This is a genomic window from Clostridium sp. TJA038 (assembly GCF_058310255.1).
This window is the reverse complement of sequence record NZ_JBZEFA010000001.1, coordinates 440,232-465,165: the sequence shown is the minus strand read 5'-3', so window position 1 is coordinate 465,165 and position 24,934 is coordinate 440,232. Positions and strand designations below refer to the sequence as shown.

23 protein-coding genes and 1 other annotated feature are annotated in these 24,934 nt (G+C 28.8%); all 23 genes read right to left on the bottom strand.

Annotated features, from left to right (window positions below):
* Positions 1-133: 133 nt before the first annotated feature.
* The 23 genes from ftsZ to AC4FQV_RS02110 all read right to left on the bottom strand — a co-directional run bounded on the left by ftsZ (position 134) and on the right by AC4FQV_RS02110 (position 24,652).
* Positions 134-1,282: a cell division protein FtsZ gene (gene ftsZ, locus AC4FQV_RS02220; RefSeq protein WP_491139099.1), complete on the bottom strand. Its 1,149-nt coding sequence runs from the start codon at positions 1,280-1,282 to the stop codon at positions 134-136.
* A 13-nt stretch (positions 1,283-1,295) separates the two neighbouring features.
* The gene (locus AC4FQV_RS02215) at positions 1,296-2,534 is read right to left on the bottom strand and encodes a cell division FtsA domain-containing protein (RefSeq protein ID WP_491139100.1); all 1,239 of its coding nucleotides are present in this window, start codon (positions 2,532-2,534) and stop codon (positions 1,296-1,298) included.
* A 77-nt stretch (positions 2,535-2,611) separates the two neighbouring features.
* Complete coding sequence (locus AC4FQV_RS02210) at positions 2,612-3,664, bottom strand: type IV pilus twitching motility protein PilT (RefSeq protein ID WP_491139101.1); 1,053 nt, start codon at positions 3,662-3,664, stop codon at positions 2,612-2,614.
* 177 nt (positions 3,665-3,841) lie between these two features.
* Positions 3,842-4,543 carry an RNA polymerase sporulation sigma factor SigK gene (sigK, locus tag AC4FQV_RS02205; RefSeq protein ID WP_491139102.1) on the bottom strand — a complete coding sequence of 234 codons (702 nt, stop codon included), beginning with the start codon at positions 4,541-4,543 and terminating at the stop codon, positions 3,842-3,844.
* A gap of 66 nt (positions 4,544-4,609) precedes the next feature.
* Entirely contained in the window at positions 4,610-6,277 is a 1,668-nt protein-coding gene (locus AC4FQV_RS02200) for a penicillin-binding transpeptidase domain-containing protein (RefSeq protein WP_491164170.1), read from the bottom strand.
* A 71-nt stretch (positions 6,278-6,348) separates the two neighbouring features.
* Positions 6,349-6,975 carry a uridine kinase gene (gene udk / locus AC4FQV_RS02195; RefSeq protein WP_491139104.1) on the bottom strand — a complete coding sequence of 209 codons (627 nt, stop codon included), beginning with the start codon at positions 6,973-6,975 and terminating at the stop codon, positions 6,349-6,351.
* Positions 6,975-8,204, bottom strand: a complete 1,230-nt coding sequence (locus AC4FQV_RS02190; protein WP_491139105.1) for a peptidase U32 family protein — start codon at positions 8,202-8,204, stop codon at positions 6,975-6,977. Before AC4FQV_RS02190 ends, udk begins: the two co-directional genes overlap by 1 nt.
* A 6-nt stretch (positions 8,205-8,210) precedes the next feature.
* Positions 8,211-8,855 (bottom strand): O-methyltransferase, encoded by a 645-nt coding sequence (locus tag AC4FQV_RS02185; protein ID WP_491139106.1) that lies wholly within the window; start codon positions 8,853-8,855, stop codon positions 8,211-8,213.
* Between the two features lie 15 nt (positions 8,856-8,870).
* On the bottom strand, positions 8,871-9,899 hold the full coding sequence (gene mltG / locus AC4FQV_RS02180; RefSeq protein WP_491139107.1) for an endolytic transglycosylase MltG: 1,029 nt from the start codon (positions 9,897-9,899) through the stop codon (positions 8,871-8,873).
* Positions 9,900-10,024: 125 nt separating this feature from the next.
* Positions 10,025-11,857, bottom strand: coding sequence for a translational GTPase TypA (gene typA, locus AC4FQV_RS02175; RefSeq protein ID WP_491164167.1), 1,833 nt, complete (start codon positions 11,855-11,857; stop codon positions 10,025-10,027).
* 154 nt (positions 11,858-12,011) lie between these two features.
* The gene (locus AC4FQV_RS02170) at positions 12,012-13,679 is read right to left on the bottom strand and encodes a ribonuclease J (protein ID WP_491164164.1); all 1,668 of its coding nucleotides are present in this window, start codon (positions 13,677-13,679) and stop codon (positions 12,012-12,014) included.
* 70 nt (positions 13,680-13,749) lie between these two features.
* On the bottom strand, positions 13,750-14,202 hold the full coding sequence (locus tag AC4FQV_RS02165) for a Fur family transcriptional regulator (protein ID WP_491139110.1): 453 nt from the start codon (positions 14,200-14,202) through the stop codon (positions 13,750-13,752).
* A 20-nt stretch (positions 14,203-14,222) separates the two neighbouring features.
* Complete coding sequence (locus tag AC4FQV_RS02160) at positions 14,223-14,477, bottom strand: DUF1292 domain-containing protein (protein WP_491139111.1); 255 nt, start codon at positions 14,475-14,477, stop codon at positions 14,223-14,225.
* 14 nt (positions 14,478-14,491) lie between these two features.
* Entirely contained in the window at positions 14,492-14,905 is a 414-nt protein-coding gene (gene ruvX / locus AC4FQV_RS02155) for a Holliday junction resolvase RuvX (RefSeq protein WP_315632528.1), read from the bottom strand.
* A gap of 47 nt (positions 14,906-14,952) precedes the next feature.
* Positions 14,953-15,210: an IreB family regulatory phosphoprotein gene (locus AC4FQV_RS02150; RefSeq protein WP_003451703.1), complete on the bottom strand. Its 258-nt coding sequence runs from the start codon at positions 15,208-15,210 to the stop codon at positions 14,953-14,955.
* A gap of 144 nt (positions 15,211-15,354) precedes the next feature.
* A complete protein-coding gene (gene alaS / locus AC4FQV_RS02145) occupies positions 15,355-17,994 on the bottom strand; it encodes an alanine--tRNA ligase (RefSeq protein WP_491164160.1) in 2,640 nt (879 codons plus the stop codon).
* Positions 17,995-18,135: 141 nt separating this feature from the next.
* Positions 18,136-18,306: a binding site (T-box leader), on the bottom strand.
* Positions 18,307-18,432: 126 nt separating this feature from the next.
* Positions 18,433-19,470, bottom strand: coding sequence for an AI-2E family transporter (locus AC4FQV_RS02140; RefSeq protein WP_491139113.1), 1,038 nt, complete (start codon positions 19,468-19,470; stop codon positions 18,433-18,435).
* Positions 19,463-19,960 (bottom strand): PRC-barrel domain-containing protein, encoded by a 498-nt coding sequence (locus AC4FQV_RS02135; RefSeq protein ID WP_491139114.1) that lies wholly within the window; start codon positions 19,958-19,960, stop codon positions 19,463-19,465. Before AC4FQV_RS02135 ends, AC4FQV_RS02140 begins: the two co-directional genes overlap by 8 nt.
* A gap of 131 nt (positions 19,961-20,091) precedes the next feature.
* A complete protein-coding gene (gene mnmA, locus AC4FQV_RS02130; RefSeq protein ID WP_491164156.1) occupies positions 20,092-21,171 on the bottom strand; it encodes a tRNA 2-thiouridine(34) synthase MnmA in 1,080 nt (359 codons plus the stop codon).
* An 18-nt stretch (positions 21,172-21,189) separates the two neighbouring features.
* The gene (gene nifU / locus AC4FQV_RS02125) at positions 21,190-21,624 is read right to left on the bottom strand and encodes a Fe-S cluster assembly scaffold protein NifU (protein WP_491139116.1); all 435 of its coding nucleotides are present in this window, start codon (positions 21,622-21,624) and stop codon (positions 21,190-21,192) included.
* A 2-nt stretch (positions 21,625-21,626) separates the two neighbouring features.
* Positions 21,627-22,823 (bottom strand): cysteine desulfurase NifS, encoded by a 1,197-nt coding sequence (gene nifS / locus AC4FQV_RS02120; protein WP_491139117.1) that lies wholly within the window; start codon positions 22,821-22,823, stop codon positions 21,627-21,629.
* Positions 22,816-23,277 (bottom strand): RrF2 family transcriptional regulator, encoded by a 462-nt coding sequence (locus tag AC4FQV_RS02115; protein ID WP_491139118.1) that lies wholly within the window; start codon positions 23,275-23,277, stop codon positions 22,816-22,818. The genes nifS and AC4FQV_RS02115 overlap by 8 nt, the downstream gene beginning before the upstream one ends.
* A 127-nt stretch (positions 23,278-23,404) precedes the next feature.
* Entirely contained in the window at positions 23,405-24,652 is a 1,248-nt protein-coding gene (locus AC4FQV_RS02110) for a replication-associated recombination protein A (protein WP_491164977.1), read from the bottom strand.
* Positions 24,653-24,934 lie beyond the last annotated feature (282 nt).

Below are 24,934 nucleotides of genomic sequence, written 5' to 3'. Positions count from 1 at the left end.
TCACTCTTTATCTATTTTATTTAAAAAAAATTTTCTTTTTAAAATTAAATTTATAAAAATTAATCTATATAAATATAAAAAATAAAAGCACTTATAGTAATTTTACTATAAGTGCTTTTTGGATTTAAAAATATTATCTTCTTCCTCTTCTTAAGAACATTGGTATTTCTAAATCATCACTATATCTATCTTCTTCTTTAGGTTGTGAAGATGGAGCAACTTCTTTTTCTATTACTCTCTCTTCTACCCTTTCAGTTACAATTTCTCTTTGAGGCTTACTCTCTGTAGAATTAGAAACTCCTTGAGCTCCCATACCCATTCTTTGACGTTCTTTTTCAAAACCAGTTGCTATAACAGTTATTCTTATTTCATCTTTTAAAGACTCATCAATAACTGTACCAAATATTATGTTAGCATCTGGATCTGCAGCTTCTTGTACTATTTCTGCCGCTTCATTTATCTCTAGTAATCCTAATTCAGAATCTCCAGTTACGTTTAATAAAACTCCAGTAGCTCCAACTATTGAAGTTTCTAATAATGGAGATGATATAGCTTCTCTTGCAGCATCTTGTGCTCTTGTTTCACCTTTACCATATCCAACTCCCATATGAGCTAAACCTTTGTCTAACATAACGGCTCTAACATCTGCAAAGTCTAAGTTTATTAATCCAGGATTAGTTATAAGGTCTGATATACCTTGTACACCTTGTCTTAAAACATCATCAGCTTTCTTAAAAGATTCTAACAAAGTAGTTTTCTTATCTACCATTGATAAAAGTCTTTCATTTGGTATAGTAACTAATGTATCAACCTTTTCTTTTAAATTTGCAATTCCCATCTCTGCATGAGTCATTCTTCTTCTACCCTCAAATGGGAAAGGTTTAGTAACTATACCTACTGTTAATATTCCCATAGACTTAGCTATCTCAGCAACTACTGGTGCTGCTCCTGTACCAGTACCACCGCCCATTCCAGCAGTTATAAATACCATATCAGCTCCTGATATAGCCTCTGTTATTTCATCTCTACTTTCTTCAGCAGCTTTTTTCCCTATTTCTGGATTTGCTCCTGCACCTAGTCCCTTTGTAAGTTTATCCCCGATTTGAATTTTATTTTGAGCATGCGATAATGTTAAGGCTTGTTTATCTGTATTTATAGCGATAAATTCAACATCTCTTAATCCTTCTTGAATCATCCTATTAACAGCGTTTCCGCCTCCGCCTCCACATCCGATTACCTTAATATTAGTAAATGATTGTATATCTACATCAAAATCTAACAAACTAATTCCTCCTTTAAAAAAGCTCCTCTAAGAACGCCATTATTTTGGAAAGCCCTCTCTTCTTTACACTTTTATTTTCACTTTTATTTTCTTTATCAAACGTTACCTTTCTTCCTGAAAGCAACTCTTCATCACATATTAATTTTAACCTATCATATACCTCTTTAACAATACTAATTGCATTAATTATTGAAGAATTGTCAAATAAAAATTGCTTTTTAGTGAAAATTCTTACATCCTTATCAGTTATATACTCTATTCTTTCCTTAATATGTTCATAATAACTAATTCCATCACCAGTTAATATTATCATATCTGTAGTATTTAGAATATCCCCTTCTATCATTTTTTTATTAACTAATTCTACCATCTCACTTAATCTTGCATCTATAATATCATGAATTAAATAGGTATCTAATATGTGCTCCTCAAAGGAAATGTTATTATAATCCTTTCTAATACTATAATATTTTGAAGAATATTTCAATTTTAATCTTTCTGCTTCTTCTTCTGATATAGATAGACAAATAGCTAAATCTTTACTTATATTTCTACCACCTAAAGGTATGTAGTCTATAAATTTTAGTGTATTTCCCTTATATCCATAAATTTGAGTTTCTTCTGCCCCAACATCTATAATAGCAACATTAGAAGCTTCTGTTTTTTCATTTAAAAATATATTTTTAAAACCAAAACCTAAGGATATTGTTCCTAAAACTTCATACCCAGCTTCTAAAACAACTTTTTTTAATGCACTTATTTTTTCCTTTGGTGCAATAATTAAATCTTCATTAATTTCTATTCTCTCTACTTTAAAACCTATAGGATTTTCAATAAATCCGAATTCTTCTGCATAAAAAGAATTTATAGCACTATCTGCTACACACTCTTCCTCTGGAATTTTTAAAGTTCTACCTTCTATATAAGCTTCCTCTATATTTTCTTTAAAAACTAAAGAGTCTTCATTATCTGTATAAGAATATCCTTTGTTTTCAACCATTTTACAATCTTTATTTTTTAAAGACAAGTAAATTCCTTGAATCTTAACTCCTACCTTTTCTTCAAGTTCCTTTAGACATTCTTTTATGGTTTTTATAACCTCTTCTTCTTCTATGATTTTACCTTTAGATACACCATTTAAATCTTTTACTACAAAATCTAATACTTCAAATTCTTCATTTTCATTCTCCCCTGCTAAAACTGCGCAAAGGTTTCTGTTTCCAATATCTAGACCCACTATGTTTTTAGACATTTTTTCTATGTGTACCTCCCTATCTAAAAATTGTGCTAATATATATATTCTATTAGAACTTAAAATTCCCTCTATAATTAATACATCAATAATCGACTTAAAATCTCTTTATCTACAGAAGCATTTAAAGCAGTTTCCTTAGTTATTATACCTTCTTTATACAATCTTGCTAAGTCTATATCCATTGTTTTCATACCATATTTGCTTCCAGTTTGCATAGCTGACTCTATTTGATGAGTTTTTCCTTCTCTTATTAAATTTTTTATAGCTGGAGTTGCTACCATTATCTCTAAAGCAGCTGTTCTATCCCCTTCAACTGTTTCTACTAGTTGTTGAGATATTATAGCTTGTAAAACAGATGATAATTGTATTTTTATCTGTTCTTGCTGATGTGGCGGAAACACATCTACTATTCTATCTATTGTCTTAGAAGCACCTAATGTATGAACAGTAGAAAATACTAAATGTCCAGTTTCTGCTGCTGTTATAGCTGTAGAAATTGTTTCTAAATCTCTCATTTCTCCAATTAAAATAACATCTGGGTCCTCTCTTAAAGCTGCTTTTAAGGCACTTTTATAACTTAAAGTATCTTTTCCAATCTCTCTTTGATTTACAATAGATTTATTATGTTTATGAAGAAACTCTATAGGGTCTTCTATAGTTATTATATGAGATTCTCTAGTTTTATTTATTTCATTTATTAAAGCAGCTAAGGTTGTACTTTTTCCACTTCCTGTAGGACCAGTTACTAAAACAAGACCTCTTTTTAATTTACATATATCTTTTAAAATACTAGGATATCCTAATTTATCTAAAGTTGGCATAGATGAAGAAATAACTCTTATAGCTAAAGCCGTGCTATTTCTTTGCTTATATATGTTAACTCTAAATCTTCCACTACCATGTATTGAATAAGAGGTATCAAATTCTCCTATTTCATAATATTTATTATACTCTTCTTTTAAAATTTCTTTTGCGTAGGTTTCTGTATCCTCAGGAGACAGTATCTTATCTCCTAACCTTATTAATTTACCATTAACTTTTATTATAGGAGAAATACCTACTGTTAAATGCAAATCAGATGCACCTTCTTTAATTGTTAATTTTAAAAGTTCTTCTAAGCTTTGCATAAATCTCCTCCTAAACTAATTCTTAATAAATAATTTGTTCATTTCAAAAGAAATGAACAAATTATTTATAAAAGAACATACCTTTTTATTGTATAATAAATATTATAAACCATATAATATATCAATTCCATAAATTTATAAAACTTATTTATTTTTATACATTTTCTTAAACTTCAATTAATATTTAAATTCCTTATTTAATTTTTTCAAAGCCTTTTTTTCTATTCTTGACACATAAGACCTAGAAATTCCTAAAATACTAGCTATTTCTCTTTGTGTTTTTATTTCTCCATCTAAAAGACCATATCTCATTTCAATTATATTTTTTTCTCTTTCTGTTAAAACTTCACACATTTTTTTATATAAAGCTTTAAGTTGTAATGCATTTTCAACGGATTCTAGAACTGAATCTGAATCACTACTTAAAATATCAATATAAAGAATTTCATTTCCTTCCTTATCAATACCTACAGGGTCTTGGAGAAAAACTTCTGCCTTTGTTTTTTTACTATTTCTAAAAAACATAAGTATTTCATTTTCTATACATTTTGCTGCATAGGTAGCTAATCTTATTCCTTTATTCATATCAAAGGAATCTATAGCTTTTATTAATCCTATACTTCCTATAGATATTAAATCATCTATATCCTTTGCATTTTGATAATTTGATGAAAATTTTTTAACTACATGGGCAACTAATCGTAAATTCCTTTCAACTAATACTCTTTTTGCCTCAAGGTCCCCATCTTTTAATTTTTTTAGATAAAATTTTTCTTCCTCTTCATTTAAAGGCTTTGGAAAAGTTGAGTTTCCTGTTACATAACCAGTTAAAAATATTTTACTACCAATCAATTCTAATAAGTATTGTAACATGAACATTTTGTTCCCCCTACTAATGCTTATTATAATAATATGAAATGATGGTTTAAAATATTGCCAATTTTTTTATTTTTTCGTAAGTTCCAAAACTATATCTCTAAAAATAGGTCCTGCTGTATTTCCTCCTCCTGCTTTCCTATCTTCATAAACATTTTTTATATTAGGAACCATAACTCCTAAGGTATAATATTTTCCTTCCTTTTCAAAATAACCTAAAAACCATCCATGAAGTTCATTTCCTGAAGTTTCAGCAGTACCTGTTTTTGCTCCTACCTCAACGCCTTCAATTTTTGCAATATTAGCAGTTCCCTCAGTAACTGTTGACCTCATAAGATTTTTCAAAGAATTTGCTGTATCTTTAGATATAACTTCTCTTTTTTCCTCTTTAAAAACTTTTTTAATTTCTCCCTTTCTATTTTCAAGGTCTTTTACTATATATGGCTTTACATAATATCCATCATTTACTATAGGAGCTATAATTCCTGCCATTTGTATTAAATTACTCTGCATAGATTGTCCTATAGATAAATTTGTTATGCTTACATTTTCAGGAACATACCCCTTACTTTCCATGCCAGTTCTTTCGTCTAAACCTAAAACAGGAGAAAAAACTCCTTGTTCTTTAGAAAATTCTAAAAGATTTTTTGTTCCAACCTTAGCTCCTAATCTTGAAAAAACATCATTACAAGAAACCTCAAAGGCTTTTTTTATGCTTATGGTACCATGGATTTTTTCTTTTTTACAAACAAGACCATCGCATCTTAATTCATCTAAAATATCTATTCCCTCTTTCTCCATAGCCGCTTCTAAGGTTAAAATCTTAAAAATAGAACCTGCTTCATATCCTTTAATACTTCCAGAACCTAAAACAACATTAGGAGAAGCCTCATTTTTTTGAGCTAAGGATAATATTTCACCACTTATACTATCAATTAACACTACCCCTATATTTTTAAAACTTTTATATTCTTCCTTTTGCAATATATTTCTTATTTTTTCTTGAAAATCATTATCTAAAGTAAGTTTTAAATTTAAATTTTCCTTTGGTATATTATATATCCCTTCATTATAAATACCATCATTATCTCTTTCAAAAATAACTTCAAAATTTTTATTATTTTCTAATTCTTTATTTATAATTCCTTCTAAGGAAGTTTCTTCTTTCTCCACCTCTTTAGTCTTTAATTTTTTCATTTCATCTTCTACTAAGGCAAACCCCTTGTTTGAAGTTATAATATTTTCTATTTTCCATATCTCATCTTTTTTCTTTTCCTTAGTTTCAAAGGTATAAACACCTTTTATTTTATTTAAACTATTTATTTTTTTAAAATTATCTTTAGAAATATCGTAATATAATTTTCCTCCACTTTTAACTACTTCATCAAAAGAAAAATCTTTATCTTCACTTTTCATAATATAATTAAAAGCTATAATATTTTCTAAGTTTTGATTTAAATTATTTAATCTAAAAGCCATAGAATCTATGACAACTTTATATTTTTTTTCATATTCATAGATTTCTTCTCCCTTTCTATCCAAAAGTTCATAATTTAAATCAGATATTTGCTCAATTTGTTTATGATTACCCTTAAAAACACCAGTTTCCCTCGTACTATATTTTTTTTGCACATAGTAAACTCTAGCTTCTAGTAAAACTAAAATACATAAAAAAATTGAAATCAAACCTATTAATCTTTTTTTTATTATTCTTTTTCTTCTTTCATTATTAAACAAAAAAACACCCCCTCTTTGGTAAATTTTAACCAAAGAGGGAATGTTTTATTCAACTTAATAATTTTATTATTCTACTCGTATTTTCCTAAAACCTCTTTTATTTTTGCAACAATAATATCTATAGCTACTTTATTATGTCCACCTTCTGGTATTATTATATCAGCAAACTTCTTTGTAGGTTCTGTAAACTGATTATGCATAGGCTTAACTACATTTAAGTACTGATTTATAACAGACTCCATAGTTCTTCCTCTTTCGTTTATATCTCTGACCATTCTTCTTATGATTCTAACATCAGCATCTGTATCAACATAAATCTTTATATCTAGAAGCTCTCTTATTCTTGGGTCTTCTAAAATTAATATTCCTTCTACAATAACAATTTCCTTAGGCTCAACCTTAGTTGTTTCTTCTACTCTATTATGTATAGAGAAATCATAACTAGGTTTTTGTATAGAATGTCCATTTAAAAGTGATTCTAAATGAGAAACTAAAAGATTATTATCAAAAGCATTTGGATGGTCATAGTTAGTTTTAACTCTATCTTCCATTGATAAATGGCTTTGATCTTTATAGTATGAATCTTGTTCTATCATTGCTATACAATCTTCACCAAATTGTCTATATATCTCCTTAGCTATTGTACTTTTACCTGAGCCAGTGCCTCCTGTTATTCCTATAAAAATTGGTCTTTTCATTAGCTGTTAGCCTCCTTGCACTTAATTAACATATCATTTACCTTTACAGGCTTATCTACTTTAACTTTAAATATCATTTGAGCTCTGTTAGCAACATCTATTTTTTCATCTTTTTCATTTTTCATATCATTCATTTGGATTTCATAATAATCTCCAACAGGAGTTAAAACTTCTACAGTATCTCCTTCGAATAATCTATTTCTTTGTTCTATAGTTGCTATCTTACTTTCTTCATCATAAGCTCTAACAACACCTACAATATCATAATCTCTTATATAAGAGGATGATTCATAAACTTGCTCTCCTGATTTTCCAAAATAGAATCCTGTGTGATATCTTCTATGACTAACCTTTAAAAGGTTATCCATTAATTTTTGATCAAATTCATATTCCTCTGGATTTTCCCAATACTTATCTAAAGCTTCTCTATAAGCTTTAACAATTGCAGCTACATAGTACGGACTTTTCATTCTTCCTTCTATCTTAAAAGAGTATATACCACTTTTTACAAGGTCTGGTATGTATTCTATCATACATAAATCCTTAGAATTCATTATATATGTACCTTTATCATCTTCTATAACTTGGAAGTATTCTCCTGGTCTCTTTTCTTCCATTAAATAGTACTTATATCTACATGCTTGAGAACAAGCCCCTCTATTTGAATCTCTTCCTGTCATATAATTTGATATTAAACATCTTCCTGAATAAGCCATACACATTGAACCATGAACAAAAGCTTCTAAATCACAATCTTCTGGTAGGTTATCATGTATTTTTTTAATCTCTTTAAAACTAAGTTCTCTAGCTAAAACAATTCTTTTAACTCCTAAGCTATGCCAAAACTTAGCTGATTTCCAGTTTACATTGTTTGCTTGAGTACTTAAGTGAATTTCTAAATCTGGTGCAACTTCCTTTGCAGTCATTATTATTGATGGGTCTGAAACAATTATTGCATCTACATTTAATTCGTAAAGTCCTACAATATATTCTTCTAGTCCTTCTAAATCTGAATTATGAGGAAATACATTCATAGTAACATAAACTTTTTTTCCTCTATCGTGAGCATATTTTACTCCTTCTGCAATTTGTTCATTTGTAAAGTTATCAGCAAAAGCTCTTAAATTAAGTTTGCTTCCTCCAATATAAACTGCATCTGCTCCAAAATCAATTGCTGTTTTTAATTTTTCTAAGCTCCCTGCTGGTGCTAATATTTCTGGTTTTCTCATGTTTTGCTACCTCCTCTTAGTTAACGCAATTCCATCTCCCATAGGAATAACAGTTGTTATTAAATTTTCATCCTTTGAAACCATTTCTAAATACTTTCTCATTCTTTTAACAATAGTTATTTTTCTTCTCTTTACTAAGTCATCAGAAGCAACCATTCCTCTAAACAAAACATTATCTGCTATTATAATTCCATCTTCTTTTAAAAGTCTTAAACATTCTGGTAAAAAATGATTATAATGTCCTTTACCAGCATCCATAAATATCATATCAAATTTTTCATCAAGACTTTGTAAAATTTCTAAGCAATCTCCCTGTAAAATATTAATTTTTTCTTCTAAACCAAAATTTTTAATATTTTCTTTAGCATATTTTATCATATTATCATCTCTTTCAATAGTTATAATATGACAATTTCCATTACATGCCTTATTCATAAGAATAGAAGAATATCCTATAGCTGTCCCTAATTCTAATATTTTCTTTGGTTTATTCATAGAAACCATAAACTCAAGGAATTTAGCACCTTCCTTTTGTATTATGGGAACTTTATTTTCTTTTGCAAAATCCTCTAATTTTTTTAATTCATCATTTCTATCTGGAATAAGTTCTCTAAGATACTTTTCCATATATTCAAAGGTTACTCCACTCATTTGATCCTCCAAATTTTAGTATCCAAATTCTTTTTTCTTAGCTAAAAAATCATCATAGCTATTAGTAAAATAGTGCTTATTATTGGATGGATTCAATAAATAATATATGTAATCTGTTTTAGCTGGGTCTATAGCAGCTAAAAGTGAAGGTTTTCCTGGATTACATATAGGCCCTACTGGAAGCCCTTTATTTTTGTATGTATTATAAGGTGAATCCACCTTTAAATCTTTATATAAAACAGTATCTTTATGCTCACCTAAAGCATATAAAACTGTAGCATCTATTTGTAATGGCATACCTTTTTCAAGCCTATTATATATAACAGATGCAATTTCTCTACGTTCACTATCGTCTCTAGCTTCTTTTTCAACCATTGAAGCTACTATTACATACTTTTCATAATCTTCTTTTGGAATAGTAATTTTTAATTGACTTTGTATCTCATTAATTACCTCTTCAAATCTATTAAGCATCATAGCAATTATTTCTTTTGGCGTTGTTCCCTTAGGAATTGCATATGTATCTGGGAATAAAAATCCTTCTAATTCATATTTTCTTTCACTATTAGGCTTTATATAAGATGGTAACGGATACTCTTTTACTACCTTTAAAAACTCATCCTTTGTGCATACATTAGATTCTTCTAATTTTTTAGCTATATCCTCTACAGTATATCCTTCAGGAAAAGTTATTTTTGATTCTGAAACCTTCCCTTCAATTAATACAGTTAAAAGGTCTTTAAAACTTATATCACTATTTACAGTATATGTACCTGGTTTTATGCACTCATTAACACTGTTAAACTTTATATATATCTTAGAAAAGAAAGAACTTCTAAGTATATCCTCATCCTTTAACCTTTGAAATAGTCCATTTAGTGATTCACCCTCATTAACTTTGAAAGTTATTTCAGGTTTATTAGATTTTAAAGGGCTTTCTTGTATAGAATTATATTTTACTACAAAGACAGCTAAATTAATCACAAGTAAAATTAGAAATATAGTTACTAAAACCATAATCTTAGAGTTTTTTAGCCTTTTCACAGTAGTACCCCCTTATATTTTAGATAAATGGCTTTTTTTAGCCATTTATCTAATTATAAAACTTTTTCTTATAAAAACAAAGTTGTTTCACTACCTATTAATTATGTAGATTTTAAAATAATTAATTATTTTTTGCTTCTATTTATAGCTCTCTTTCTTTCAGCACTATCTAAAATTCTTTTTCTCATTCTTACGTTAACTGGAGTAACTTCAACTAATTCATCATTATTTATAAATTCTAAACATTGCTCTAAAGACATTTGTCTTACTGGAGTTAATTTTAATGCATCATCAGCTCCTGATGATCTTGTATTAGTTAATTGTTTCTTTTTACATATGTTAACATCTATATCATCAGCTCTTGAACACTCTCCACAAACCATTCCAGCATAAACTTCTGTTCCTGGTTCTATGAATAAAGTACCTCTCTCTTGAGCATTAAATAGTCCATATGTAACTGCTTCTCCTGATTCAAATACTACAATTGAACCTCTGCTTCTTCCTGGAATTTCTCCTTTGTATTTTTCAAATCCATCAAATACATGGTTCATTATTCCATTACCTTTTGTATCTGTCATAAATTCATTTCTAAATCCAATAAGACCTCTTGCTGGTATTTTAAATTCTAATCTTGAATATCCATTAACGGCTGAAGTCATATTTACCATTTCAGCTTTTCTAGGTCCTAATTTTTCCATAACAGGTCCCATAAATTCCTCAGGAACATCTATAGTTAAGTGTTCTATAGGTTCAACTTTAACGCCATTTTCATCAATTTTTGTTATAACATTTGGCTTAGAAACTTGGAATTCATATCCTTCTCTTCTCATAGTTTCTATAAGTATTGAAAGATGTAATTCTCCTCTACCACTTACTTCAAAACAGTCAGGAGTTATTTCTTTAACTTTTAAACTTACATTTGTTTCTAATTCTTTTAATAATCTATCTCTTAAGTGTCTTGAAGTTACAAAATCTCCTTCTCTACCTGCAAAAGGTGAATCATTAACCATAAAGTTCATGTTTAATGTAGGCTCGTCTATTTTAACAAATGGTAATCCTTCTGGATTTTGTGCATCAGTTATAGTTTCTCCAATATTTACATCAGATATACCACTTATTGCAACTATATCTCCTAATTGTGCTTCATCAACTTCTATTCTCTTTAATCCATCATGAGTATAAAGACTTGAAATTTTAAACTTACTTACAGTTCCGTCTTGTCTTACAACAGCAGCTTGTTGATTTTTCTTAGCTACTCCTCTAGTTATTTTTCCTATAGCAATTTTTCCTACATATTCACTTGAATCTAAAGTAGTAACTAACATTTGTAAGCTTTCCTCTAAAGAACCCTTTGGTGATTCAACTTTTTCTATTATAGTATCAAATAGATCTTTCATGTTATCTTTTGGTTCATCTATATCAATAGTAGCAACTCCATCTCTAGCTGAAGCATAAACTATTGGGAAATCTAACTGCTCATCATCTGCACCAAGTTCTAAGAACAGTTCAAAAATCTCATCTATAACTTCTTCTGGTCTAGCATCTGGTTTGTCTATTTTATTTATAACAACTATTGGCTTTAACCCTAACTCAAGAGCCTTTCTTAAAACGAATTTTGTTTGAGGCATAGCTCCTTCGTAAGAATCTACTACAAGTAATACACTCTCTACCATTTTAAGCACACGCTCAACTTCTCCACCAAAATCAGCATGACCTGGTGTATCTATTATATTTATTTTAACTCCGTTATAATGAACTGCTGTGTTTTTTGAAAGAATTGTTATACCTCTTTCTTTTTCTAAATCATTTGAGTCCATTACTCTTTCTTCTACCTTTTCATTTGATCTAAATACATTACTTTGTCTTAATAATGCATCAACTAAAGTTGTTTTACCATGGTCAACGTGAGCGATTATAGCTATATTTCTAATATCATTTCTTGTAAATTCATTACTCATTATTTTATTCCTCCAATTTTATGTGCATAAAAAATTGGATACTATGTAAGTACCCAATTTTCTTTACCTTATTAGATTCTACTGTTAAGAGAAAAAAAAGTCAACACAACATTTTTACTTAAACAGTTACATTCTGTATTATAATCTAATTTTTTTATATTTCCATTATTATTGGTAATATCATTGGTTTTCTCTTAGTTTTTTCATAAAGGAAACTTCTTAGGCCATCTCTTATATTTGATTTCATAGTAGCCCAATCGCAGATACCTTTCTTTTCACAATCTCTTAAAACTTCTTTTACTATTTCTTTAGCATCATCCATTAAATCTTCTGATTCTCTTACATAGACAAAACCTCTTGAGATAATATCTGGTCCTGCTACAACAGAAGCACTTTCTTTAGAAATAGTAACAACTACTGTAAGAATTCCATCTTGAGAAAGATGTTTTCTATCTCTCAATACTATGTTTCCTACATCACCTACTCCAAGACCATCAACAAATATTTGTCCTGATGTAACAGACCCATTCTTTTTAATAGAATCTCTTGTAACTTCAATAACATCTCCGTTTTCAGCAATCATGAAATTTTTCTCTGGAAGACCTAAATCAACAGCTAATTCAGCATGTTGCTTAAGATGTCTATATTCTCCATGTACAGGTATAAAGAATTTAGGTTTAACTAAAGCTTGCATAAGTTTTAATTCTTCTTGACAAGCATGACCTGATACATGAACATCTGCTAATTTACCATAAATTACTTCTGCACCTTTTTTGAAAAGTTGATTAATAACTTTAGAAACTAACTTTTCATTTCCTGGTATTGGTGTTGCAGAAAGTATTACAGTATCTCCTTCAATGATATTTACCTTCTTATGCTCTGAAGATGCCATTCTAGCTAAAGCTGACATTGGCTCTCCTTGACTTCCTGTAGTTATTATAGTAACTTGTTCATTTGGATATTTATTTATAGAATCTATACTTATAAAAGATTCCTTATCTATATTTAAATATCCTAATTCTATAGCTACTTGAACTATATTTTCCATACTTCTTCCGGAAACAGCAATTTTTCTTCCTGTCATTTCAGCAGCTTCAACAATTTGCTGTATTCTATGAATATTAGAAGCAAATGTAGCTATTATTATTCTTCCCTTTGCTCCTATAAAAATTTTCTTTAAATTTTCTCCTACTGACCTTTCTGACATTGTATATCCTGGTCTTTCTACATTAGTAGAATCTGCCATCATTGCAAGAACTCCTTTTCTTCCTAGTTCTGCAAATCTAGCAAAATCCATCACTTCTCCATCAGTTGGAGTATAATCAACTTTAAAATCTCCTGTATGAAGTACAACTCCTAAAGGAGTGTGTACAGCTATAGCAACTGAATCTGCTATACTATGATTTGTTTTTACAAATTCTACAGATGATGATTTTAACTTTATAATATCTCTTGGCTTAACTCTTATAAGTTCTGTAGTACTTAGTAAACCATGTTCTTTTAATTTTGTTTCAACTATTCCTAAAGTAAGTTTTGTTCCATAAACAGGTACATTTAAATTTTTTAACACATAAGGTAGTGCACCTATATGGTCTTCATGACCATGAGTTAAAAATATTCCTCTAACTTTTTCTGCATTTTTTATAAGATATGATACATCTGGAATAACTATATCAATACCAAACATATCTTCGTCTGGGAACTTTAGTCCACAATCGACTACAATTATATCATCTTTAAATTCGATAACAGTTAAATTCTTACCTATCTCATTTAAACCACCTAAAGGTATAATCTTAACCTTTAGCTTTTCACGCTTCATATTTTCCCTCCTCTTTTTTTTAATAGTACGCTTATGTATAAAAGAGGTTTCCTCATTTGAGAAAAATTCTCTATTCATTTTTACAATCCTTGCATATTCCGAAAAACTTTACTGTATGATCTAATATTTCAAAACCGTATTTAGTTTCAATTTCTTCTTCTAGTTCATCTAATAAATCCGCTTCAACCTCAAAAACTTTTCCACATTTATTACAAACTAAATGATGGTGTCTATGTTCTTCATCATCATGAGCTAATTCATATCTACTACACCCATCTTCTAAATCTAACTTATAGATTACACCCATCTCTTCTAGAAGAATTATTGTTCTATATACTGTGGCTAATCCAATTTCTGGACATACTTTTTTAACCTCGTCATAAATTTCCTCAGCAGTTAAGTGTTTGCCCTCATTGTGTATTATTGTATCTACTATGGCTCTTCTCTGAGGTGTTAATTTATAACCTTTCTTTTTTAATTCTTCCTTTAAAGCATCAAAATCTACTGAAGCTGTATTTGCCATATTAAAACCTCACTTTACCGTTATTCTTCTTCTGCGAATAAAGTTGCATAAGCTTCTTCTATCATTTCAATTTCAAAATCATTCTCAACTGGAGCTAAAGTTTCTTCTCCTTCTTCATCTTGAACAACTTGCATAGCTATAACTATATCTTCCTCACCTTCTGGTGATAATAAAAAATACTCTTTATCTTCAATATCTAGTTTAGTTACTACATTAAATGTTGTTTCTATACCTTCTTCATCAACTAAAACTATTGGTTGTAAATCATTATTCATTTAAACTTCTCCTTTTATTTTGATATTCTATCTAAGTATCCTTGTAATATATAAGTAGCCGCTATTTTATCGACTATTTTTTTTCTTTTAGCTCTTGATAAATCTGCCTCTAACATTGCCCTATGTGCTGCAACTGTTGTTAATCTTTCATCCCAAAATTCTATTTTTCCATTAAAAGACTTTTCAATTTGCTCACATAAATTCTTAACCATCTCACCTGATGGTCCTATAGTTCCATTCATATTCTTTGGCATTCCTGCAACTATAGTTTCTACTCCATACTCTTTGCATATTTTCATGACCGCTTCTACATCCTTAGTGTAGCAATCTCTTTTTATAGTTGTTACACCTTGAGCTGTCCATCCTAAAGGATCACTAACTGCAACTCCTATTGTCTTACTTCCGATATCTAAACCTAAAATTCTCATTGAATCTCCTTATATAAACGAAAGAGTACCCTCTCGGGCACTCTTTGTTATTTTATCTCTAGATAAGATTTTATAACTTCTTCAAGTATTTCATCTCTTTCCAGTTTCCTTACTAAAGCTCTTGCCCCGTTGTAATTAGTGATGTAAGTAGGGTCACCTGAAATTAAGTATCCAACTAGCTGATTAACCGGGTTATAGCCTTTTTCCTTTAGTGAGTTGTATACATCAGTTAATATTGATTTAGTTAAATCTTCCTTATTTTTACTAAAATCGAACTGCATTGTGTGGTCAAAATTGTTACTCATAACATGCTGCTTACTAGCAGCTTCACCCCCTTACAGTAAATATATTTTAATTATATATTTACATATATTATTATCTTTTAAATTAGTTTTTATTCACGCTTTAACTTTATAATCATTATAAACTATATTCGCAAAAAAGTACAACTATTTTACAAGTAATTCTACAACTTCTTTTGCTTTTTCTAAGGCTTTATCTATATTTTCTGGATTTTTTCCACCAGCTTGGGCCATATCAGGTCTTCCACCTCCGCCGCCGCCTACAACTGCAGCAACTTCTTTTATTACCTTTCCACAATGAACTCCATTAGCTAATGAATTTTTAGTTGCCATAGCTACTAAATTAACTTTTCCTGCATTATCACTTGCTAAAACAACTATTCCATTATTTAATTTATTTCTAACTTTATCAGCTAAATCTCTTAAAGAATTTCCATCAACATCTTTTAATTTAGCTGTAACTAATTCAATATCATTTATTATAACCTTGTCTTTTAATATATCATCTTCAGCACCTTGAACTAACTTAGCCTTAAGTTCTGCTATTTCTTTATCTTTTTCTTTTAATTCATTAGCTTGTGCTTTTATTCTCTTTGTTATATCTTTTTCGTTACACTTAAGCATTGAAGCTGCTTCTTTAAGCATACTATTTTTAAGTTCCATAAATCTTAAGGCACTTATTCCTGTAACTGCCTCTATTCTTCTTATACCCGCAGCAACTCCTGATTCTGAAACAATTTTAAATAATCCTATTTCTCCAGAATTTGATACATGAGTTCCTCCACATAATTCCTTTGAGAAATCTCCAACAGAAACAACTCTTACTTTTTCAGCATACTTTTCATCAAAAAGACATGTTGCTCCACTATTTTTAGCTTCATCTAAAGACATTTCCTTTGTATCAACTATAGATACAGTCATTATCTTTTCATTTACTAATAACTCAACCTTTTCAAGTTCTTCTTCTGTTAAAGCTGCAAAATGAGTAAAGTCAAATCTTAATCTTTCTTCGTCAACATATGAACCAGATTGATTTACATGATCGCCTAATACTTCTTTTAAAGCTTCATGTAACATATGTGTAGCTGTGTGGTTTTTGCATATATTAGCTCTTCTTGAAGCATCAACTGATAATTTAACCTCTTGACCTTCTTTTAATGTTCCTTCTATAACTTTAATATAATGAACAAATTTTCCACCTACATTTTTCTTACAATCTGTAACTATTGCCATACCTGTTTCTGAAGTTATATTTCCTTTATCGCCAACTTGACCTCCCATCTCAGCATAAAATGGTGTTTTGTCAGTTAATAAGAATCCTTCTTCTCCTTCAGTAAGCTCTGATTTGAATTCTTCATTATTACCTAAAACTATAACTTTTGAATTAAGCTCTAAATTAACATATCCATCAAATTCAGTAACTATTCTAGCATCTACTTTATTTACAGGACTTTCTTCACTTCCCATGTAGCTGCTTTCTCCTCTTGCATTTCTAGCTCTTTCTCTTTGCTCTTTCATTTCTTTATTAAAGTTTTCAATATCTAACTCTAATCCTTTTTCTTCTAATATCTCTTGAGTAAGTTCTAATGGAAAACCATAAGTATCATATAATTTGAAAGCTTTAGCTCCTGATAAAACCTTCTCATTTTTTTCTTCCATTTCTGATATATATCCCATAAGAATATCCATACCTGAATCTATTGTTTCATTAAATCTTTCTTCTTCTAATTTAATTATTTTCTTTATATAATCAGCTTTTTCTTTTAACTCTGGATAAGCCTCACCATAATTATCAACTACAGCATCAACCATTTCATTTAAGAATATACCTTTAACTCCTAAAAGTCTTCCATGTCTAGCAGCTCTTCTTAAAAGTCTTCTTAAAACATATCCTCTACCTTCATTTGATGGTTGAACTCCATCACATATTAAGAATGTAACACTTTTTCCATGGTCAGTTATTATTCTTAAAGATACATCTTTATCCTTATCCTCACCATATTTAGCCTTTGTTAATTCACAAGCTTTATTTAATATATTTTTTACTGTATCTATTTCAAAAATATTATCTACACCTTGCATTATTGTAGCTATTCTTTCTAAGCCCATTCCTGTATCTATATTCTTTTGTGCTAATTCATTGTAGTTTCCTTCCTCATCTTTATCAAATTGAGTGAAAACTAAATTCCAAAACTCAACTACTCTATCAGAATCTGAAGCTTCTAAAAATTCTTCTACAGTTTCAACTTTTCCTTCTCCTCTATCAAAGTGAATCTCTGTACAAGGACCACAAGGACCTACTCCTATTTCCCAGAAGTTATCATCTTTTCCTAATCTAAATATTCTACTTGGATCAACATCTGTTTTGCTAGTCCAAATATCATAAGCTTCATCATCATTTAAATATATAGTTACATATAACTTATCCTTTGGAATACCTAAAGTTTCTGTTATAAACTCCCAAGCCCAAGGAATTATTTCAGCTTTAAAATAATCTCCAAAAGAAAAATTTCCTAGCATTTCAAAAAAAGTACCATGTCTTGATGTTTTACCAACATTCTCTATATCACCAGTTCTTATACACTTTTGACAAGTTGTTATTCTTCTTTTTGGTGGTTCTTCTAAACCTGTAAAATAAGGTTTAAGTGGTGCCATACCTGCATTTATTAATAATAAACTCTTATCATTTTTAGGTACTAACGGAAATGATTGTAATCTTAAATGACCTTTGCTCTCAAAAAAGCTTAAATATTTTTCTCTTAATTCATTTGCTCCCATGAACTTCATAATATCTTCCTCCATATTTATGTATTTATACTATAGACTTTTAAAATTAGTAATATAAAAAACTAATCTTTAGTCTAGATATTTTTATTTTTATAGTTTTACTAATTAATAAAAAAGAACATAAAAAAACACCCCTAAAATAAAAGGGACGAAATCTCATGCTCCGCGGTACCACCCTAATTATGTAAAACTACATCACTTTCAAAACTATAGCTCAGAGATAGCTTCAACATCTCTTTTAAAAAGTTTTCACCAACCACTTTCTCTCTGAATAAAAGATAAATGTTTACTCATTCTCGTCAACGCTTTTCATTAAGTTATTATAGGCAAATTATAAAAAAAAATTCTTTGCCTGTCAATATTATTACAAAGTGTATATTTTATATACTGAATTTATATAAAATATATTGAAACTTATAAATCTACTTAATTATTTTATCATAAAAACATATAATAGTCCCAATCTTCAAATAAAACCTTTATTATAACAGATATAGGAACTATAAAAACCATACCTAACAATCCTCCTATTTGTTCTCCTATTAAAAGTAAAATTATTATAACTATAGGATGCATATCAATACTTTTAGCAGTAATTTTAGGTGCAATTAAATTCCCTTCAATCTGTTGTATTATAAAAAAACTCAAAATAACTAAAAGTATTTTATTTGGACCATCTATTAATGCTACTAAAATTGCAGGTATTGCTCCTAAAACTGCTCCAAAATAAGGTATTATATTAAGTATAGCATTAAAAACAGCTAATAAAAGAGGAAATTTTACATCTAAAATAAACATTGCTATAAAGGTCATAAATCCAACCACTAAGCTTAAGCTAAGTTGCCCTAAGATATATCTGCCTAATACACTATCTACATCTCTCCCTAAACTTCTTATTATTTCTCTTTTATCTAAGGGGAAAAAGTAAAGCACCTTTTTAGATATAACGTCCCCATAAGCTAAAAAATAATAAGATAATACTGGAATAACTGCAATAGCTAAAATATTTTCTGAAAAATTAATAAGTCCATTTATAACAGTACTTGTAAAGTTAATTAAAAATATATTTAATTTTTCTGTAAATTGCTTTTCTAAAGTTTCAAATATTCCAAGCTCTACAAGTTTCATTTTATTTATTAAATCATTTATAAAATTCTCAGTACTACTTATTAACTTTTCAAAGTTTTCTCCCTCTTTAAAAATGTTAGGAATTAAAACTGCTAAAAAAAAGATAATTAAAAGCAAGACAAAAAGAATTATTAACATAGCTAAAATTTTTTTATTAACCCTTAATTTTTCCGCTAAAAAAACATAAAGAGGCTTTAATACGTAAGAAAATATACTAGAAGCTAAAATTATAAAAATAATATCCTTAAAAGCTTCAATTCTTAATAAAAATATCCATAAAATAAAAAACAAAAAAATTATTATAAAAAATTTTATTAACATTTTTCTTTCTTTTAAAGCTTTAATCAATATTATTTCTCCTTTCCTTTGAAATAAATTCTCTTGGAATCATTCTCATTGAAACTTTTTCTTCATAAAAATATAATATATTCTTTTCTCCTAGAATAGTTTCTTTAATATTCACAATTTTTTTACCTTTTTTAAACTTTTCAAAAAATCCTTCTACAATAATTAGCCCTTTTATAGAAAAATCCTCTCCTATTAATATATCTTCAACCTCTCCTATCACTTTTCCATACTTATCTAAAAGATTAAAATTTTTTATTTCACTAAATTTTAATGCTTTATGTACATAAACACCTTCAGCAATTAAATATCTACTTAATGAAATAACATTTTTTAAATCTATATAATTTCTTTTTGATAAAAGTTTCTTATTTATAATAAATCCAGTTACTTTAGCATTAAAATAATCTATAGATAAATCACATATTACCCCTAATTTATCTCCTTTTGAATTATAAACTTTAAGTCCAAGAAAATCTCGTATTCTATACATTTAAAATTCATCCCCTTATTTATATAAGCTTTTAGAATTATATTTATTATTATCTACTTCTTACCAAAAAATACACACTTTATAAAATTTTAAATAAAAAAAAGCCCTCAATTAAATTGAGAGCTTTTTTATTAAAGTAAACTTTCTATAATACCGCCACCTACAACTAAATCATCCTTGTAAAACACAACAGATTGACCCTTAGTTATGGCTCTTTGCTTATCTTCAAAAGATACTTTAACTTTTCCTTCTCCTAAAGGACTTATAACTGCTTTAGCTGGCTTTGCTGAATATCTAATTTTCGTTTCAACTTCCATAGGTTCTTTAAGTGAATCTATAGATATAAAATTAACATCCTTACAAAGTAAGTCAGTTTTAAATATATCTTCTTCTGGTCCAACTACAACAGTATTTGTTACTGGGTTTATATCCGTAACAAAGACTGGTCTTCCTAAAGCTAATCCTAATCCTTTTCTTTGACCTATAGTATAGTAAACTATACCCTTATGTTCTCCTAATACGTTTCCCTCTTTATCTACAAACTTACCTGGTCTTACTTTATTTGGAGCAGCTTCACATATATATCTTCCATGATTATTATCAGGAATAAAACAAATTTCTTCACTATCTTTTTTGTTATGTACATCTAACCCAATCTCTTTAGCTATTTCTCTAATTTTATCCTTAGTAAATTCTCCACAAGGCATTAGAGTATGCTTTAACTGTTCTTGGGTTAAATTATATAAGGCATAAGTTTGGTCTTTCCTATCATCTTTAGATCTTATAAGTTGAAATCTTCCATCTCTTTCTTCAATCTTAGCATAATGACCCGTTGCAACATAATCTGCCCCTATACCTTTAGCTTTTTGTAAAAGCTCATCAAATTTAAGATATTTATTACATGCAATACATGGATTTGGAGTTCTACCTTGTATGTATTCATCAACAAAATAATCTATTACATTTCTTTTAAAACTATCTCTAAAATTTAAAACGTAAAAAGGAATATCTAACTTTTGAGCAACTCTTCTTGCATCATCTACAGCTGAAAGTGAACAACACCCACCTTCTCTTTCTTCATATTCCTTATCTTCTTGCCATATTTGCATAGTAACGCCAATTACATCATATCCCTGTTTTTTTAAAAGGTAAGCAGCAACGGAGCTATCAACTCCGCCACTCATACCTATAACAACCTTTTTCTTTGTCACAAAATCACCACTTTAATATTATTCTTCACCGTGAACATGTTCATGTATATCATGAGAATGTTCTTTCATATCCCAAGGTTCTAATCCTTGTCTTTGTCTATAATCATTTATAGCTTTGTGTATAGCTTCCTCAGCTAGTACTGAACAGTGCATTTTAACTGGTGGAAGACCATCTAAAGCTTCTGCAACAGCTTTATTTGATAATTCCCATGCTTCTTCTACAGTTTTTCCTTTGATAAGTTCTGTAGCCATACTTGATGAAGCTACTGCTGAACCACAACCATAAGTTTCAAATTTAACATCTTCTATTATGTCATTTTCTATTTTAAGATATATTCTCATTATATCTCCACATTTAGCATTACCAACTTCTCCAATGCCGTTAGCATCTTTTATTTCTCCTACATTTCTTGGATTTTTGAAATGATCCATAACTTTTTCACTATATATCATGATTAATTCTCTCCTTCTAATTCTCTTAAATGATTTTTCCAAAGTGGTGACATACTTCTTAATCTTTCGATTATTGGTGGCACCTTTTCTAATACATATTTAACGTCTTCCTCTGTTGTTCCTTCTCCTAAGCTTAATCTTAAAGAGCCGTGAGCTATTTCATGAGGTAAGCCTATTGCTAATAAAACATGAGATGGGTCTAATGAGCCTGATGTACAAGCACTTCCACTTGAACCACAAATTCCATCAAAATCTAATGAAAGTAAAATACTTTCTCCTTCAATAAATTCAAAACACACATTAACGTTTCCTGGTAATCTCTTGCTACCATCTTTTGGTCCATTTAATCTTGTATATGGTACCTTTAATAATCCTTCTATTAATTCATCTCTTAATTTAGATATTTTGCTTATATGCTCATCTAAATTTTCTCCTGCCATTTCCATAGCTTTTCCTAAACCAACTATTGCAGGAATATTTTCAGTACCAGCTCTTCTAGCTCTTTCTTGACCGCCACCATGTATTAAGTTATCTATTCTTATACCTTTTCTTATATATAAAGCTCCGATTCCTTTTGGTCCATAAACCTTATGTCCAGCTAAAGAAAGTAAATCAATATTCATATCCTTAACGTCTATTTTAACGTTACCTACAGCTTGAACTGCATCTGTATGGAATATTACTTTTCTTTCTCTACATATCTTACCGATTTCTTTAACAGGTTCTATAGTTCCTATTTCATTGTTAGCAAACATTATAGAAACTAAAATAGTTTTATCTGTTATAGCATTTTTTAATTCTTCTAAATCTACAAAGCCTTCTTCATTTACATCTAAATAAGTTACTTCAAAACCTTGCTTTTCAAGCCATTGGCAAGTATGTAAAACAGCATGATGTTCAATTTTTGTAGTTATTATGTGGTTTCCTTTATTCTTATGAGCAAATGCTATTCCTTTTATTGCCCAGTTATCAGCCTCTGAACCACCACCTGTAAAGTATATTTCGTTTGGTTCTGCATTTAAAACTTTAGCAACTTTTTCTCTTGCCTTATCTACAGCCATTCTTGATTCTCTTGAAACTCCGTAAAATGCTGATGGATTTCCAAACTTATTTGTGAAATATGGTAACATCTCCTCTAATACTTCAGGTTTAACATATGTAGTTGCTGAGTAGTCCATATAAACAACTCTATTATTCATCTTCTTCACTCCTACTAACAATTTTTAAAGCTTCATTTTTTTCTTTCATAGCTTTATAATCTTCTACTATATCTTTAAGTGTTACTGAGTTAGTAACCTCGTCTATACTTGTTTTTATTTTTTTCCATAAAAGTCTAGTTGCACAACAATCAATATTATTGCAAGTTACTCCATCTAAACAGTCTGATATTTCTATAGGTCCTTCTAAAACTTCTATAATATCTGAAACTGTTATATCTTGTGGTTCTCTATTTAAAATATATCCTCCCTGAGCACCCCTAATACTTTTTATAAGTTTAGCTTTTCTCAAAGAACTAAATAATTGTTCTAAATAGTATTCAGATATATTTTGTCTTTGCGATATTGACTTTATTGACACAGGTGACCCACCATAATGTATAGCTAAATCAACCATTGCTTTTACGCCATATCTTCCTTTGGTAGATAATTTCATTTAATCACCTCTAAATCTGACTAATTCGATGTACTTTATGTGATTATAATATCAAAACCGAGTAAATTTGTCAACAATAATCTTTACATAAATTAAAGTAATTTTTCATTTTATTTCATAGATTTTTCTAGGATTTTTTTATTTTATCCCAGTATGTTTTTATGCTATTTTCATATTTATTTTCTTTAGCTTTATAATATATTTTATCTTTTATATTATTTGGCATATAATTTTGTTTTACATAGCTATTTTCATAATCATGAGGATATAAATATCCAGAAATACCTAAAGACTTTGCTCCATTATAATGAGCATCTTTTAAATTATCTGGCATATCTAAAATATTTATTTTCTCCAAATCATTTAAAGCCTCTTCAATAGCTAAATAGGCACTATTTGATTTTGGAAGAGTTGATAAATAAATAACAAGTTCTGATAATATTATTCTAGCCTCTGGCATTCCAACTTTTAATGCAAGGTCTATTCCGTTATTTACAACACTTAAAGCATTTGGATGTGCAAGACCAATATCCTCTGCAACTATTACAGCTAATCTTCTTATAACAGAATCCATATGTCCCCCTTTAAGAAGCCTAGCTAAATAATGGATGGCTGCATTTTCATCGCTACCTCTTATACTTTTTTGAAGGGCACTTAATAAATTATAATAATAATCTCCTGAAAAATCAGATTTTAAATTAGACTGCCCTAAGGATTCTATATATTCTTCACTTAAAATAATTTTATCTTTATTTTGAGACTTAATAGCTAATTCTAAAATTGTATATGCCTTTCTAAGGTCTCCACTAGATATTTCTCCAATATATTTCAAAGCATTACTAGAAACTGAAATTTTATATCCTTCTTTTTTTAACTTTTCTAGAGTATTTTCTAGAGATAAAACTATATCTTCATTATCTATTTCATTAAATTTAAATATAGTACATCTACTTAAAATAGCTCTATGAATAGCAAAGTATGGATTTTCTGTTGTACTTGCTATTAAAGTTATTCTTCCATCCTCTATAAACTCTAAAAGTGCCTGTTGTTGTTTTTTATTAAAATGTTGAAGCTCATCTATGTATAATATTACTCCATTGAAATTTAATAAATTATCAATGTCATTAGTTATGTTTTGTATATCTTTTATAGAGGCCGTAGTTGCATTTATTTTATAAAATTTTTTATCTGTATAATTTGAAATTATATTAGCTAAAGTTGTTTTTCCAACTCCTGGTGGACCATAAAAAATACAATTCATTATATTTTTATTTTTTATAAGTTTATTTAAGGGAGCTCCCTCTCCTAAGATATGTTTTTGACCAACAATATCTTCTAATTTTTTAGGACGCATAACTTCTGCTAAAGGTATCAAACTATTCAATTATTAAGATTTTAAAAATCTTAATAATCTTCCTCCCTTCTCTTTAATAAAAAATAATTCTTTATTCTATCTTTTTACTTTTTAAATATATTATACTAAATAAAATTCCATAATAAAAAGGGTCTATAAAAAATTATTAAAATCTTTTAAAATAATCTTTTTAATAAAAGAAATTTTAGCTCATTATATCTTTATACCTATTAATAAAAACTAGTTTTAATATAAAAATTAAGGCATCTAAAGTTTTAAAAATCATTTCACTTTAGATACCTT

Bases quoted from the DNA above. Each gene is read 5' to 3' on its own strand.
- AC4FQV_RS02160 (WP_491139111.1), bottom strand. From the start codon at position 14,477: ATGAATAATGATTTACAACCAATAGTTTTAGTTGATGAAGAAGGTATA.
- alaS (WP_491164160.1), bottom strand. From the start codon at position 17,994: ATGAAGTTCATGGGAGCAAATGAATTAAGAGAAAAATATTTAAGCTTT.
- sigK (WP_491139102.1), bottom strand. From the start codon at position 4,543: ATGTTCATGTTACAATACTTATTAGAATTGATTGGTAGTAAAATATTT.
- AC4FQV_RS02135 (WP_491139114.1), bottom strand. From the start codon at position 19,960: ATGTATAGAATACGAGATTTTCTTGGACTTAAAGTTTATAATTCAAAA.
- AC4FQV_RS02170 (WP_491164164.1), bottom strand. From the start codon at position 13,679: ATGAAGCGTGAAAAGCTAAAGGTTAAGATTATACCTTTAGGTGGTTTA.
- typA (WP_491164167.1), bottom strand. From the start codon at position 11,857: ATGAGTAATGAATTTACAAGAAATGATATTAGAAATATAGCTATAATC.
- udk (WP_491139104.1), bottom strand. From the start codon at position 6,975: ATGAAAAGACCAATTTTTATAGGAATAACAGGAGGCACTGGCTCAGGT.
- AC4FQV_RS02215 (WP_491139100.1), bottom strand. From the start codon at position 2,534: ATGTCTAAAAACATAGTGGGTCTAGATATTGGAAACAGAAACCTTTGC.
- AC4FQV_RS02150 (WP_003451703.1), bottom strand. From the start codon at position 15,210: ATGAGTAACAATTTTGACCACACAATGCAGTTCGATTTTAGTAAAAAT.
- AC4FQV_RS02115 (WP_491139118.1), bottom strand. From the start codon at position 23,277: ATGAAATTATCTACCAAAGGAAGATATGGCGTAAAAGCAATGGTTGAT.
- AC4FQV_RS02185 (WP_491139106.1), bottom strand. From the start codon at position 8,855: ATGAGTGGAGTAACCTTTGAATATATGGAAAAGTATCTTAGAGAACTT.
- nifS (WP_491139117.1), bottom strand. From the start codon at position 22,823: ATGAATAATAGAGTTGTTTATATGGACTACTCAGCAACTACATATGTT.
- nifU (WP_491139116.1), bottom strand. From the start codon at position 21,624: ATGATATATAGTGAAAAAGTTATGGATCATTTCAAAAATCCAAGAAAT.
- ruvX (WP_315632528.1), bottom strand. From the start codon at position 14,905: ATGAGAATTTTAGGTTTAGATATCGGAAGTAAGACAATAGGAGTTGCA.
- AC4FQV_RS02190 (WP_491139105.1), bottom strand. From the start codon at position 8,204: ATGAGAAAACCAGAAATATTAGCACCAGCAGGGAGCTTAGAAAAATTA.
- AC4FQV_RS02210 (WP_491139101.1), bottom strand. From the start codon at position 3,664: ATGCAAAGCTTAGAAGAACTTTTAAAATTAACAATTAAAGAAGGTGCA.
- AC4FQV_RS02165 (WP_491139110.1), bottom strand. From the start codon at position 14,202: ATGGCAAATACAGCTTCAGTAGATTTTGATGCTTTAAAGGAAGAATTA.